At 74.1% G+C, this 12,190-nt stretch carries 13 protein-coding genes; 5 read left to right on the forward strand and 8 right to left on the reverse strand.

From position 1 onward, the window contains the following. Window position 1: 1 nt before the first annotated feature. The 5 genes from AC3A5R_RS02165 to AC3A5R_RS02185 all read right to left on the reverse strand — a co-directional run bounded on the left by AC3A5R_RS02165 (window position 2) and on the right by AC3A5R_RS02185 (window position 5,814). Window positions 2-577 carry a YceD family protein gene (locus tag AC3A5R_RS02165; protein WP_487619137.1) on the reverse strand — a complete coding sequence of 192 codons (576 nt, stop codon included), beginning with the start codon at window positions 575-577 and terminating at the stop codon, window positions 2-4. A gap of 88 nt (window positions 578-665) precedes the next feature. After that, window positions 666-1,166: a pantetheine-phosphate adenylyltransferase gene (gene coaD, locus AC3A5R_RS02170; protein WP_487619138.1), complete on the reverse strand. Its 501-nt coding sequence runs from the start codon at window positions 1,164-1,166 to the stop codon at window positions 666-668. A gap of 88 nt (window positions 1,167-1,254) precedes the next feature. Then, the gene (gene rsmD, locus AC3A5R_RS02175) at window positions 1,255-1,833 is read right to left on the reverse strand and encodes a 16S rRNA (guanine(966)-N(2))-methyltransferase RsmD (protein ID WP_487619139.1); all 579 of its coding nucleotides are present in this window, start codon (window positions 1,831-1,833) and stop codon (window positions 1,255-1,257) included. Window position 1,834: 1 nt separating this feature from the next. Next, window positions 1,835-4,078 carry an ATP-dependent DNA helicase RecG gene (locus AC3A5R_RS02180; protein ID WP_487619140.1) on the reverse strand — a complete coding sequence of 748 codons (2,244 nt, stop codon included), beginning with the start codon at window positions 4,076-4,078 and terminating at the stop codon, window positions 1,835-1,837. A 2-nt stretch (window positions 4,079-4,080) separates the two neighbouring features. Beyond that, complete coding sequence (locus tag AC3A5R_RS02185; protein ID WP_487619141.1) at window positions 4,081-5,814, reverse strand: DAK2 domain-containing protein; 1,734 nt, start codon at window positions 5,812-5,814, stop codon at window positions 4,081-4,083. Window positions 5,815-5,882: 68 nt separating this feature from the next. On the opposite strand from AC3A5R_RS02185, the gene AC3A5R_RS02190 reads away from it, so the two are divergent. Beyond that, a complete protein-coding gene (locus AC3A5R_RS02190) occupies window positions 5,883-6,689 on the forward strand; it encodes a fructosamine kinase family protein (protein WP_487619142.1) in 807 nt (268 codons plus the stop codon). A gap of 175 nt (window positions 6,690-6,864) precedes the next feature. Next, window positions 6,865-7,053, forward strand: a complete 189-nt coding sequence (rpmB, locus tag AC3A5R_RS02195; RefSeq protein ID WP_076259851.1) for a 50S ribosomal protein L28 — start codon at window positions 6,865-6,867, stop codon at window positions 7,051-7,053. Window positions 7,054-7,150: 97 nt separating this feature from the next. On the opposite strand, the gene thiL is transcribed toward rpmB, so the two are convergent. Then, a complete protein-coding gene (gene thiL, locus AC3A5R_RS02200; protein ID WP_487620106.1) occupies window positions 7,151-8,125 on the reverse strand; it encodes a thiamine-phosphate kinase in 975 nt (324 codons plus the stop codon). A gap of 352 nt (window positions 8,126-8,477) precedes the next feature. Here thiL and AC3A5R_RS02205 point away from each other — a divergent pair, with 352 nt between their 5' ends. Both AC3A5R_RS02205 and AC3A5R_RS02210 read left to right on the forward strand, forming a co-directional pair. Next, complete coding sequence (locus tag AC3A5R_RS02205; RefSeq protein WP_323096899.1) at window positions 8,478-8,711, forward strand: Lrp/AsnC family transcriptional regulator; 234 nt, start codon at window positions 8,478-8,480, stop codon at window positions 8,709-8,711. A gap of 21 nt (window positions 8,712-8,732) precedes the next feature. Next, window positions 8,733-9,194, forward strand: coding sequence for a hypothetical protein (locus AC3A5R_RS02210; protein WP_487619143.1), 462 nt, complete (start codon window positions 8,733-8,735; stop codon window positions 9,192-9,194). Window positions 9,195-9,247: 53 nt separating this feature from the next. On the opposite strand, the gene AC3A5R_RS02215 is transcribed toward AC3A5R_RS02210, so the two are convergent. Beyond that, the gene (locus AC3A5R_RS02215; protein ID WP_487619144.1) at window positions 9,248-10,387 is read right to left on the reverse strand and encodes a D-alanine--D-alanine ligase family protein; all 1,140 of its coding nucleotides are present in this window, start codon (window positions 10,385-10,387) and stop codon (window positions 9,248-9,250) included. Window positions 10,388-10,436: 49 nt separating this feature from the next. On the opposite strand from AC3A5R_RS02215, the gene AC3A5R_RS02220 reads away from it, so the two are divergent. Further along, window positions 10,437-11,522 (forward strand): trans-sulfuration enzyme family protein, encoded by a 1,086-nt coding sequence (locus AC3A5R_RS02220; protein WP_487619145.1) that lies wholly within the window; start codon window positions 10,437-10,439, stop codon window positions 11,520-11,522. A 43-nt stretch (window positions 11,523-11,565) separates the two neighbouring features. On the opposite strand, the gene AC3A5R_RS02225 is transcribed toward AC3A5R_RS02220, so the two are convergent. Then, window positions 11,566-12,138, reverse strand: coding sequence for a DinB family protein (locus AC3A5R_RS02225; protein ID WP_487619146.1), 573 nt, complete (start codon window positions 12,136-12,138; stop codon window positions 11,566-11,568). Window positions 12,139-12,190: the final 52 nt, after the last annotated feature.

Genomic DNA, 12,190 nt, shown 5'->3' on the forward strand with positions numbered 1-12,190 from the left:
GTCAGTTCCTCTTCTCTTGCGGGTCGTCTCCCAGCAGTCCGCCGAGAGCCGACCACCTCGGGTCGATCACTTCATGGTGGTGGTCCGGGTCGTCCGCGAGCTTGGCCCCACATTCGGAGCACAGGCCCGGGCAGTCCTCCCGGCACACCGGCTGGAACGGCAGCGTCGGAACGACCGCGTCCCGGAGCACGGGCTCGAGGTCGATGAGGTCATCGACCAGCACGTGCACCTCGTCCTCGTCCGAGTCGGCTCCCACCTCGTGGTGGTGCGCCGCCCGGTCGGCGTAGGCGAACAGCTCCTGGAAGGTCCCGTCGACCTCGAGGTCGACAGGATCCAGGCACCGCACGCAGGCGCCGGTCGCCGTGCCGCTGACCGAACCCGTGACGAGGACGCCCTCCACGACGGACTCGAGCCGCACCTCGATCTCGACCGGGGAACCGGCCGTGATCGCGATGACGTCGGTGCCGAGGTCGTCGGGGAACGTCACCGTGCGCGAGAGCTCATGCATCGTCCCGGGTCGCCGGTTCAGGTCCCTGGTGTCGAGCACCAGTGGTGAACGGGAATGGGGGCGGCTCATGTCTCCTGCGCACGGTCGTAGGTTCGGTCCGCGCCAGACGGACGTGGACCGACCTCCAAGGCTACCGGAGCGGTCCCCGGCACCCAAATCAGGCGGTCTCGCCCCCGACGCGGTCGCGCAGCGCGGTCAGGACGGCGTCCGGCACGAGCCCGCTGACGTCGCCGCCGTAGCGCACGACCTCCTTGATGAGCGAGCTGCTCACGTGCTGGAGCGTCGGCTCGGAGGCGAGGAAGAGCGTCTCGACGCCGGTGAGGTGGTGGTTCATGTGCGCCATGGGCAGCTCGTAGGCGAAGTCGGTACCGCCACGCAGTCCCTTGACCATGGCCTCGGCCCCGACCTCGCGGCAGACGTCGACGACGAGCGTGCCGGCCCAGTCGCCGACGCGGACGTTCGGCAGGTGCCCGACCGACGCCTCGAGCAGGCGGGTGCGCTCGGCGACGGAGAAGGTGCCCTCCTTGGCGGGGTTGTGCAGGATCGCGACGACGACCTCGTCGAAGAGGCGGCTCGCGCGCGTGACGACGTCGACGTGCCCGTTCGTCACGGGGTCGTAGGAACCGGGGCACACACAGCGACGCGTCTCGGTGCTCACGCGCCCAACCTACCGGCCGACCGTCGCGCAGGAGGGCTGCGGACCGGGCGACACGGTCTCGCGCTCGCGGGGTCGCTCGGGGTCGGGCTCAGGCGGCCCCGCCCGTCGGCGGTTCCGCGAACCACACCGTCGTCTCGCCGTAGCGTTTCTCCCCCGAGAGCTCGAGCCCCTCGGGCCACGTCGGCTGCGGCGTGCGGCTCGAGCGCTCGACGACGACGAAGGCGTCCTCGGCGAGCCACTCGTGCTCGACGAGCGAGCGCAGGACGGCCGCGAGCGTCGGCTCGTCGACGTCGTAGGGCGGGTCGAGCAGGACGAGGTCCATCCGGACCTCTGCCGGCGGACCCGCCGCGAGAGCCTTCTCGACGGTCGTGGCCAGCAGCCGCACGCCCGGTACGCCGACGACCCCGATGTTGGCCCTGATGACCTTGCCCGCGGCGGCGTTCGACTCGACGAGCAGGACGATGGTCGCCCCGCGGCTCGCGGCCTCGAGGCCCAGGGCCCCGGATCCGGCGTAGAGGTCGAGCACGTGGGTGCCCTCGAGCAGGCCGCGGTGCTCGAGCCTGCTGAACAGGGCCTCGCGGACCCGGTCGGACGTGGGTCGCGTGCCCGATCCGGGTGGGGTGCGCAGGCGGCGGCCGCCGGCCGTCCCGCTGATGACGCGCGTCATGTCAGCCCCTCTCCAGCCAGGCGGCCTGCTCGTCGTCGAGGCGCATGGCGACCGCGGCGGCGAGGGCAGGGTGCTCGCGCAGCTGCGGGTCGGCGTCGACGATCGCGAAGGCGTCCTCGCGCGCGTCGGCGATGATCTGCTCGTCCTCGGCCCGGCCGAGGCGCAGGTGGCGGATCGAGCTGCCGCGGCCGCTCTGGCGAGCACCGAGGACGTCGCCCTCGCGCCGCAGCTGGAGGTCGACGCGGGCCAGCTCGAAGCCGTCGGTCGTGGCGGCCACCTGGTCGAGCCGCTCGATCGCGCGCTCGCCGGGGTCCTTGGTCATGAGCAGGCACAGGCCCGGCACCGAGCCACGGCCGACGCGGCCCCGCAGCTGGTGCAGCTGGGAGATGCCGAAGCGGTCGGCGTCGACGACGACCATGACCGAGGCGTTCGGCACGTCGACGCCGACCTCGATGACGGTGGTCGCCACGAGGACGTCGATGTCGCCGGCCGCGAAGGCGCGCATCGTGGCGTCCTTGGTGTCGGCGTCGAGGCGGCCATGAAGGAGGCCGAGGCGCAGGCCGGCGAGCGCGGGCATGGAGGCGAGGTCGTCGAGCATCTCGTGGACGCCGGTGAGCTCGCGCCGGGGCGCGTCGGCGTCCTCGCCCTCCCACTGGCCGTCCCAGTCGCCGGCGTCCTCGGAGTCAGCTCCTGATCCGGACTCCCCCCGCGCGCCGGCGTCGTCTCCCCCGATGCGGGGGCACACGACGTAGGCCTGGTGGCCCTTGGCGACCTCCTCGGCGACCCGCTGCCACGTGCGCTCGACCCAGCCCGGCCGCTGGGCGTCGACGACGTGCGTCGCGATCGGCGAGCGGCCCCGGGGCAGCTCGCGCAGCGTCGAGGTCTCCATGTCGCCGAAGACGGTCATCGCGACCGTGCGCGGGATCGGGGTGGCCGTCATGACGAGCACGTGCGGTGGCCGGACGCCCTTCTCACGCAGCGCGTCGCGCTGCTCGACGCCGAAACGGTGCTGCTCGTCGACGACGACGAGCGCGAGGTCGGCGAACTGGACGTGCTTCTGGATGAGGGCGTGGGTGCCGACGACGATGCCGGCCTCCCCCGAGGCCGCGTCGAGGAGCGCCTTGCGCCGGGTCGCGGCGTTCTGGCTGCCGGTGAGCAGCGTGACGGTCGTGCCGTGCTCGGCACCGCCGAGCATGCCGCCCTGGGCGAGGTCGCCGAGCATCGCCGTGATCGAGCGGTGGTGCTGGGCTGCGAGCACCTCGGTGGGGGCGAGGAGTGCGGCCTGGCCGCCGGCGTCGATGGCGGCGAGCATGGCGCGCAGCGCGACGATCGTCTTGCCCGAGCCGACCTCGCCCTGCAGCAGCCGGTGCATCGGCCGCTCCGACGCGAGCTCGGAGGTCAGCACCTCGCCGACCTCGCGCTGTCCCTGCGTCAGCTCGAACGGCAGCCGTTGGTCGAAGGCCGCGAGCAGGCCACCCGGCCGTGGCGGTCGTGGCGTCGCGAGCTCGGCCTCGGCCGCCTTGCGGCGCTGGGCCAGGATCGTCTGCAGGACGAACGCCTCGTCGTACCTGAGCCGGTCGAGCCCGCGCGCCGGCTTGTCCTCGAGCGAGGGCCGGTGCACGAGCTCGAGCGCGGCCGCGCGGTCGGGCAGGCCGCGCGCCGCGCGCACGGCCTCGGGAACGGGCTCACGGACGTGGTCGACGGAGTCGAGCGCCTGGTACACGAGGCGGCGCAGCTTGAGGGAGTTGAGCTTGCCGGTCGTCGAGTAGACCGGCACGCGGTGGGTCCGGTACCACTCGACGGTCGCCTCGCCCTGCTCGTCGTCGGCGAAGAGCTCGTACTCCGGGTGGGTGAGCTGGAGCCGCCGGCCGTAGCTGCCGATCTGCCCCACGAAGAGCCCTCGGACCCCGGGCAGCAGCTTCTTCTCGTGGCCGTAGGCGCTGAAGAAGGTGACGTCGAGCTCGTTGCCCTGGTCGTCGCCGATGACGACGGTGAGCATCTTGCCGCGGCGGTTGCGCATGCTGCGTGTCGTCGCCGTGACGACCTCGGCCACGACGAGGACGTCCTCGCCGACGTGCAGCGAGGAGAGGTCGGTGAGCTGACCGGGGCGCACGTACCGGCGCGGCGCGAACTCGAAGAGGTCGGCGACGCTGAGCAGGCCCTTGGTGCGGGCCAGCTGCTCGGCCTCCGGCTTCTTGAGCAGCTTGGTCAGGGGCGAGTCCTCGGTGAAGGTCTGGGCCGGCACGGTCACTCCACGCCGAGCAGGACGCTGTACACGGGCTGGCCCCCGTCGATGAGGGTGACCTCGATGCCGTGGTGGGCGCGGCGCGCCTCCGCGGTGACGGCGTCGAGGAGGCCGTGCGGTGCATCGGCACCCGCGACGACCGTGACGAGCTCTCCCCCGCTGCCGAGCAGGCGTCGCGCGACCTCCCGGGCGACGTCGAGCTCGTCGGATCCGACGATGACGATGTCGCCGTCGACGACACCGAGCACGTCGCCGGGGCTGCACGGGCCGCCGCTCGTCAGGGCCGCCCGGTTGGCGAGGGTGACGGCACCGTGACGCGTGGCCGACGCGGCGGCCTGCATCGCGAGGACGTTCTCGGTGGCCGGGGCGTCGGGTTCGAAGACCGCGAGCGCGGCGATGCCCTGGACGGCGGTGCGGACGTGGACGAGATGGGCCTCGATGCCGTCGTCGGCGACGGCCCGGGCGGCAGCCGCGGCGGCGAGCAGGGTGTCGCCGTCGTTGGGCAGCACGACGACACCGCCGGCCCCGCGGGCGTGCTGGGCGCGGATGGCGTCGATGAGGCCGCCGGTCGAGGCGCGGCGGCCGGGACCCGAACGCACGACGACGGCGCCGGCGTCCTCGAAGAGCGACTCGAGGCCGGCGCCGGCCGTGCACGCGACGATCCCGGATGCCGACCCCGTACGGGCCTCCGCCGCCCCCGCGCCGGCACGGCCGGGATGGCTCCCCGACGCGTGGTCGTGGCCGGGGTGCGCGTCGACGAGACGCGTGATGCGGAGCCGGTGCGGGCGCCCGGCCTCGATGCCGGCCTCGACGGCGGCACCGGCGTCGTGGACGTGGGCGTGGACGTTCCACTCGCCGTCGCCGCCGACGACGAGGACGGAGTCGCCGAGACCGAGGAGACGCTCGCGCAGGGTGTCGACCGCGGTGTCGTCGGAGTCGGCCAGCAGGTACATGACCTCGTAGTCGGGCAGGTCCTCGGCGGGCCGGGCTTCGTCCGGCCCCGGACCGAGCACCGGGTGCGACCGGCCGGGGCGCAGCCGCTGGCGCCGGTCCGACGCGTCGGGCGACGGTCGCCCCCGCTGGCCGGAACAGACGCGTTCGAGTGCCTCGAGCAGCACGACGAGCCCCGCGCCCCCGGCGTCGACCACCCCGGCGCGGGCCAGCACCTCGAGCTGCTCGGGCGTGGCGGCGAGGGCCTCGCGCGCCGCCTCGAGGGCCCGGGTGGCCACGACGTGGACGGGCACGGGCGAGGCGTGCCCTGCGGCAGCCGCCTCGGCGGCGTCGGCCATCGCGCGGGCGACGGTGAGGATCGTGCCCTCCTTGGGGTCGGTCACCGCCTGCTGGGCGCGCTCGGCCGCGCGGCGCAGACCGCCCGCCAGGACTGCGCCGTCGATCTCCTCGGCCGGCTCGCAGCCTTCGGCCAGGCCGCGCGCCAGCTGGCTGAGGATGACCCCGGAGTTGCCGCGGGCGGTCCACAGCAGGTGGCGGGCGAACGTCGTCAGGAGCGCGCCGGCGGACTCGGGCTCCTCGGCCCCCAGGGTGCGCTCGACGGCCCCGTCGAAGGTGAGGTAGAGGTTGGTGCCGGTGTCACCGTCGGGCACGGGGAACACGTTGAGGGCGTCGATCTCGGCACGCTGCGCGGCGTAGAGCGAGCGGGTCAGCACGGCCCACCGTCGCACCGCGACGAGGTCGAGGAGCGTGAGCGCCCCGTCGGGCTGCGGCTCGGCGCCGGGCAAACGGTCCTCCTGCTCGTCTCGTGCTCGTGCGGGTGCTCGGCAGGCTAGCGGTTCGCCCCGACCGTCGCATGCAACCGGCCCGGCCGTGCGGCTACGTTGGCCCTGTGTCGAGCGCCTCCACCGCCGTCCACCGCAAGTCGTGGGCGGGCGCCCCCGCCGGCTTCTACGAGGTCGAGGCCGCCGGCCTGCGCTGGCTCGGCGACGCTGCGGGTGGGGTGCGCGTCGTGGAGGTCCGTGGCCTCGGGCCCGACCACATCGACCTCGCGCGTCTGCACCCCGCCGCGCCGTCCGCGGCCGCGGCCGAGTCGCTGGGGCGTGGCCTTGCCGCGACGCACGCCGCGGGCGCCCCGGCGTTCGGCGCGCCACCCCCCGGCTGGACGGGCGAGGCGTGGATCGGCCGCCAGGTGCAGTCCAACGATCCCACCGCGTCATGGGGCCTCTTCTACGCCGAGCAGCGGGTCCGCCCGTTCGCCCGCAACGCGGTGCGCGTCGGCCATCTCGACCCGGCCGGGGCGCGCGTCGTCGAGCGGCTCTGCGACCGCATCGCCGCCGGCGAGTTCGACGACGACCGGCCGCCGGCGCGGATCCACGGCGACCTGTGGTCGGGCAACGTCGTCTTCACGCTGGAGGGTCCGGTGGTCATCGACCCGGCCGCACACGGTGGGCACGGCCTCACCGACCTCGCGATGCTCGCCCTCTTCGGCTGCCCCGGACTCGACCGGGTCACGGCGGCCTACGCCGAGGCGGCCGGCCTGGAGCGGGGCTGGCACGAGCGCCTCGACCTGCACCAGCTGCACCCGCTCGCCACCCACGCGTCGTCGCACGGCCCCGCGTACGCGGCGCAGCTCGTCGACACCGCCCGCGCCCTCTCGTGAGCCGCTCCGCCCCCGGCCGAGGGCGGCCCCGATGCCGTTTTGTCGTCCACGCGTCTCGTCGGCTACTCTTGACCGGTTCCCCCGTCCATCGACCGGGGTGACGCACGCTCATGTGCGTCCACCGGGGACGGGCTGGAGACGCACTCTCTCATCATCGAGCTTTCAGGAGATACCCGTGGCTGCCAACTGCGACGTCTGCGGCAAGGGGCCGGGCTTCGGTCACAACATCTCGCACTCGCACCGCCGCACGAAGCGCCGCTGGAACCCGAACATCCAGCGCGTTCGTACGCTGGTCAACGGTGTGACGCCGAAGCGACTCAACGTGTGCACGTCCTGCCTCAAGGCGGGCAAGGTCGCGCGCTGAGCGCAAGACACCCCCAACGCTGAAGGCCGGCCCCCTCGGGTGCCGGCCTTTCGTGTACCCGGGTGACCACCTGGGCGCGGCTGCGCCGCAAGGTCGCTCAGGTGGGGTCGCCGTGGAAGTGGTCCCAGCCGGTGTGGGTGACGACGCGTCCACCGACGACGATGCCGGGCCGCTCCCCCGTGGCCGGTGACCGGACGGCACCCAGGCGCGTCCACCCCTCGGGCAGCCGCTCCTCCGGGAACGTCGCGAGGAGCGAGTGCTCCTCCCCACCGGCGAGCACGCAGTCGCGGGCGACCTCACGGCCCAGGACCGGCGCGAGGGCGGCGACGAACGGCTCCAAGGCGACCGGGTCGAGGTCGACGACGACCGCGCTGGCGCGTGCGATCCGACCGCCGTCGCGCAGCAGGCCGTCTGACAGGTCGAGCATCGCGCTCGCCCCGGCGCGGGCGGCGAGCGGACCGTCGGCGAGCGGCGGCCGCGGGCGGCGCTGCCGGTCCACGGCCTCCGGCAGTCGCTCCCCCGCCCCGGCGAGGAGCAGACGCAGTCCCGCGTCGGCCAGGCCGAGCGAGCCCCGCACCGCGAGCACGTCGCCCGGCCGCGCTCCCGAGCGCAGCACGGGGTCCCCGTCGAGCGCTCCGAGCGCGGTCACCGACGCCATGACGACGCCGGCCGGGGCCGAGGACAGGTCGCCGCCGAGGACGTCGACGCCGGCCGCGCGGCACGCCTCGGCGATCCCCTGGGCGTGGTCGAGAACCCATTCGACGGCGACGCCAGGGTCGGCGACGAGCGTCACGAGGACGCCGGTGGGGCGCCCGCCCATGGCCGCGACGTCGGCGAGGTTCTGCGCCACGACCTTGTGACCGACGTCGGCGCCGGACGACCACGCGTCGAGCCAGTCACGGCCGAGCACGACGGTGTCGGTGGTGGCGATGGTCCGCGGGCCGGTGCGCAGCACGGCGGCGTCGTCGCCGGGTGCGACGTCGAGGTCGGCGCCGGCCGGGAAGAGCGGCAGGATCCGCGCGAGGAGCGCGTCCTCGTCGAGCGAGCGAAGCGGCGTGCCGCCGGTGAGCATCGGGCCCCGGGCCGGCCGGTCCGCCGCCGGAGCGACCGTGCCGGCCGCGTCGACGCTCTCGCCCGACGGGCGGGGCGTCCCGTCGCCCGGCGTGCTCGCATGCGGATCGCTCACCGCGGCCCTCCTCGTCGTCCGGCACGCCCTCCGGCGTCCCGCTGTCGTCCCACTGTCGTCGCGAGCGTCCCGCTGACGCCGTGCTGCCGTCTCAGCGCCGGGCAGGGGGCCGGCTTCCCCGGGACGTGAGGTCCCATGGCAAGGTAGCGTCAGGGCAGCGGCACCGTCACACCGAGGTGCCCTGCAGCCGCGCGCCGCGGCACCCCGCACAGATGCTCCCAACACAGTGAGGTGACACGTGGTCCAGGCCTACATCCTGATCCAGACCGAGGTCGGCAAGGCGGCCAGCGTCGCGGAGCAGATCGCCGGCATCTCGGGGGTGACGCTCGCCGAGGACGTCACGGGCCCCTACGACGTCATCGCGCGCGTCGAGGCCCAGAACGTCGACGACCTCGGCCGGCTCGTCATCGCCAAGCTGCAGGACGTCCCGGGCATCACCCGGACGCTGACCTGCACCGTCGTCCACGTCTGAGGACCGGCCGACCTGAGCAGCTTGATCCCGACGGCGGCGCCCCGCGGCGCCGCCGTCGTGCTGTCCCTCGCCGGTCTCGCCCTGATCACGCTCGGGGCGTGCAGCCGGTCCACGGAGGTGGCGCTCGCCCCGCAGGCCTCGGCGCCGGTGTGCCGCGACGCCACGTGGCCCGCGACCGTGAGCGGCCACGACCGCGTGGCCACCGACCCTGCCGACCCGTCCGTGGCGGCCTGGGGCGACCCGGCTCTCATCGCCCGCTGCGGGCTGGAGCCCCTGGCGCCGACCACCGAGGAGTGCGTGACGGTCGACGGCGTCGACTGGGTGGTGCGACGGCTGTCCGACGGAACGATGGCCACGACCTACGGCCGCGACCCCGCGATCGAGGTGCTCGCCCCCACCGCCTACGGCCCGGTGCCGCTGCTGTTGCCCGCCTTCGGCGACCTGGCGCGCTCGCTGCCCGCCACCGGACGCCACTGCAGCTGAGGCGTCCCTGCACCTGACGCGTCCCGGCCCGACGCGTGGGGGCGCCGACCGCGTCAGCGCAGGCCGGTGCGCCGCTCGAGGGCGAGCGAGATGAGCTCGTCGATGAGGTCCGGGTAGGCCAGGCCCGACGCGGCCCACATCCGCGGGTACATCGAGTGCGGCGTGAACCCCGGCATCGTGTTGATCTCGTTGATGACGACGTCGCCGGAGGGCGTGTAGAAGAAGTCGACGCGCGCCAGCCCCTCGCAGCCGGCGGCCTCGAAGGCGAGCAGCGACATCTCGCGGATCCGGTCGGCCACCTCGGGCGGCACGTCGGCGGGGCAGTCGAGGCGCACGTCGTCCTCGGCGAGGTACTTGGCCTCGAAGTCGTAGAACGCGTGGCCCGACACGACGACGGCCTCGCCGAGCTCGCTGGTCCGCGGGGCGTCGGTGCCGTGCCCGTCGAGCACGCCGCACTCGATCTCGCGGCCGACGACCGCGGCCTCGATGACGACCTTCGGGTCGTGCTCGCGGGCTGCCTCGACCGCGGCGCGCAGGGCGGACGCGTCGTCCACCTTCGTGATGCCCATGCTGGAGCCCGCGCGGGCCGGCTTGACGAACACCGGCCAGCCGAGCGGCTCGACCCGCGACAGCGCCGCCTCGGGGTCGCGGTTCCACTCGCGGTCGGTGATGACGACGTACGGGCCGACCTTGAGGCCGGCGGCCTCGAAGACGACCTTCATCATCGCCTTGTCCATCATGACCGCCGAGGCCGTGACCCCGGAGCCGACGTAGCGCACGTCGGCGAGGTCGAGCAGTCCCTGGAGGGTGCCGTCCTCGCCGAACGGGCCGTGCAGGAGCGGGAAGACGACGTCGACGTCGCCGAGCGCCCGCGGCGGCAGACCGGGCTCGAGGACGGTCAGCGAGCGGTCGCCCGTGCTGAGCGGCACCACCACGGACGCGCCGGCGCCGTCGACCTCGGGCGTCTGGCCCGGCAGCAGCCGCAGCGGCTCGGGGTCGTCGGCGACGAGCACCCAGTGCCCGTCGCGGGCGATGCCGACCGGCACGACCTCGTACTTGTCGCGGTCGATGGATCGCAGGACGCTCGCGGCCGTCGAGCACGACACGGCGTGCTCGGAGGAACGGCCTCCGAAGACGATGGCGACGCGCGGGCGGCGGCTGTCCTGGGCGGGCTGGGGCTGGTCCGTGGTCATCAGACGAGACTCTATCGAAGCCTTCAGACGCCCCTCGTACGCTGGCGCCGTGGTCAGGGATGAGGATTCGCGCCAGCTGCACGTCGAGACGTTCCTCGTGGCGTCCGGTCGGCCGGGACGCTCACCCGGCGCCTCGGTGAACGTCCCGGTCGAGTTCACCTCCACCTATGCCGCGGAGGGCGACGTCAACTACGCCCGCGTCGGCAACCCGACGTGGGACGCGTTCGAGGAGGCCCTCGGCGGCCTGGAGGGCGGCCGTGCCCTCGTCCACGCCTCGGGCATGGGGGCCATCTCGGCCGCCCTGTCGCTCCTGCCTGCCGGCGGCACGGTGGTCGCGCCCGACACCACCTACAACGGCACCGGGGACCTGCTGGCGGCTCACGAGGAGGCGGGCGGCACGGTCGTGCGCGTCCACGCCACCGACACCGCCGGCTTCCTCGACGCGCTGGAGTTGGCCGACCTGCTGTGGCTCGAGTCCCCGACCAACCCGCTCATGGACGTCACGGAGCTCGACGTCGTCCTCGCGCGCTCGCGCGAGCTCGGGGTCACGAGCGTCGTCGACAACACCCTGCAGACGCCGCTGCTGTGCCGGCCGCTCGGGCTCGGTGCCGATGTCGTCGTCCACTCGGTGACGAAGTACCTGTCCGGCCACAGCGACGTCGTGCTGGGCGCGACGGTCACGGCCGACACCGAACGCGGCCGCGGCCTGGCCGAGCGGCTGCGCCGCCACCGCACCCTGCACGGCGCGATCGCCGGTCCGATGGAGGTCTACCTCGCACTCCGCGGGCTGCGGACCCTCTCGGTGCGGTTCGAGCGGGCGAGCGCCAGCGCGGCGGAGCTGGCACGACGCCTCGCGGACCACCCCTGCGTCGAGCGGGTCCGCTACGCCGGGACGGGCGCCATCCTGGCGATCGACGTCGCGGGCGACGAGGCCGCCGCCGAGCGCGTCTGCGCGTCGACGCGGGTGTGGTTGCACTCGACGAGCCTCGGCGGTGTGGAGTCACAGGTGGAGCGCCGCCGGCGCCATCCCTCGGAGTCACGTGAGGTGCCGGTCAACCTGCTGCGCCTGTCGGTCGGCATCGAGCACGTCGAGGACCTCTGGGCCGACCTCGACCAGGCGCTGCACAGCGCCTGAGCAGCAGGCCGGACGAACCGTCCTCGCAGAGCCGGGCTGTGGCTCACTGCCCGACCCGGCCGTCGATGCACTCGCGCAACAGGTCGGCGTGGCCACAGTGCCGGGCGTACTCCTCGATCCGGTGCACCATGAGCTCGCGCACCGCGATCCGGTCCGTGCCGAGCCGCTCACCGAGGTCGGGGTGGGCCGCGAGGGCGGCATCGGTCTCGGACTGCTCGCGCGCCAGGTCGGCGTAGGCCGCGTCGACGACCTCCTGTTCGCCCACGGCACCGTCGAAGTCTCCGTCCGAGCTGCTCTCGGTGTCGGGGTACAGCTTGGGGAGCCGTCCGTCGGTGCCGATCCAGCCGCGCCAGTCGCGCTCGACCTCGGCGAGGTGGCGCACCAGGCCGAGCAGCGACATCGACGACGGCGGCACCGACCGCCTGGCCAGCTGCCGGGCGTCGAGTCCCTCGCACTTCATCAGGAGCGTGAGCCGGTAGTCCCTCAGGTAGTCCTGCAGGGTCGCGAGCTCACCGTCCGGGCTCGAGCCGTCGGTGTTGCGCGGGTCGTCGTCGGGGTCGGTCCACATGTCGGGGTAGACGGTGGCGCGGGTCCATCGCGTCGGCTGCTCGCTCATGACGTCATGCTCGCCCGCCGGACTGCGTCGCGGCCACCGGGTTTACGCGACG

Source organism: Intrasporangium sp. Soil_C_50, from assembly GCF_057656595.1.

What these genes read in the sequence shown, in the direction of transcription:
- AC3A5R_RS02165 (WP_487619137.1), bottom strand. Translation starts at nt 577, where the DNA reads ATGAGCCGCCCCCATTCCCGTTCACCACTGGTGCTCGACACCAGGGAC.
- AC3A5R_RS02215 (WP_487619144.1), bottom strand. Translation starts at nt 10,387, where the DNA reads ATGACCACGGACCAGCCCCAGCCCGCCCAGGACAGCCGCCGCCCGCGC.
- rsmD (WP_487619139.1), bottom strand. Translation starts at nt 1,833, where the DNA reads ATGACGCGCGTCATCAGCGGGACGGCCGGCGGCCGCCGCCTGCGCACC.
- thiL (WP_487620106.1), bottom strand. Translation starts at nt 8,125, where the DNA reads ATGCTCACCGGCGGCACGCCGCTTCGCTCGCTCGACGAGGACGCGCTC.
- AC3A5R_RS02225 (WP_487619146.1), bottom strand. Translation starts at nt 12,138, where the DNA reads ATGAGCGAGCAGCCGACGCGATGGACCCGCGCCACCGTCTACCCCGAC.
- AC3A5R_RS02190 (WP_487619142.1), top strand. Translation starts at nt 5,883, where the DNA reads ATGCAACCGGCCCGGCCGTGCGGCTACGTTGGCCCTGTGTCGAGCGCC.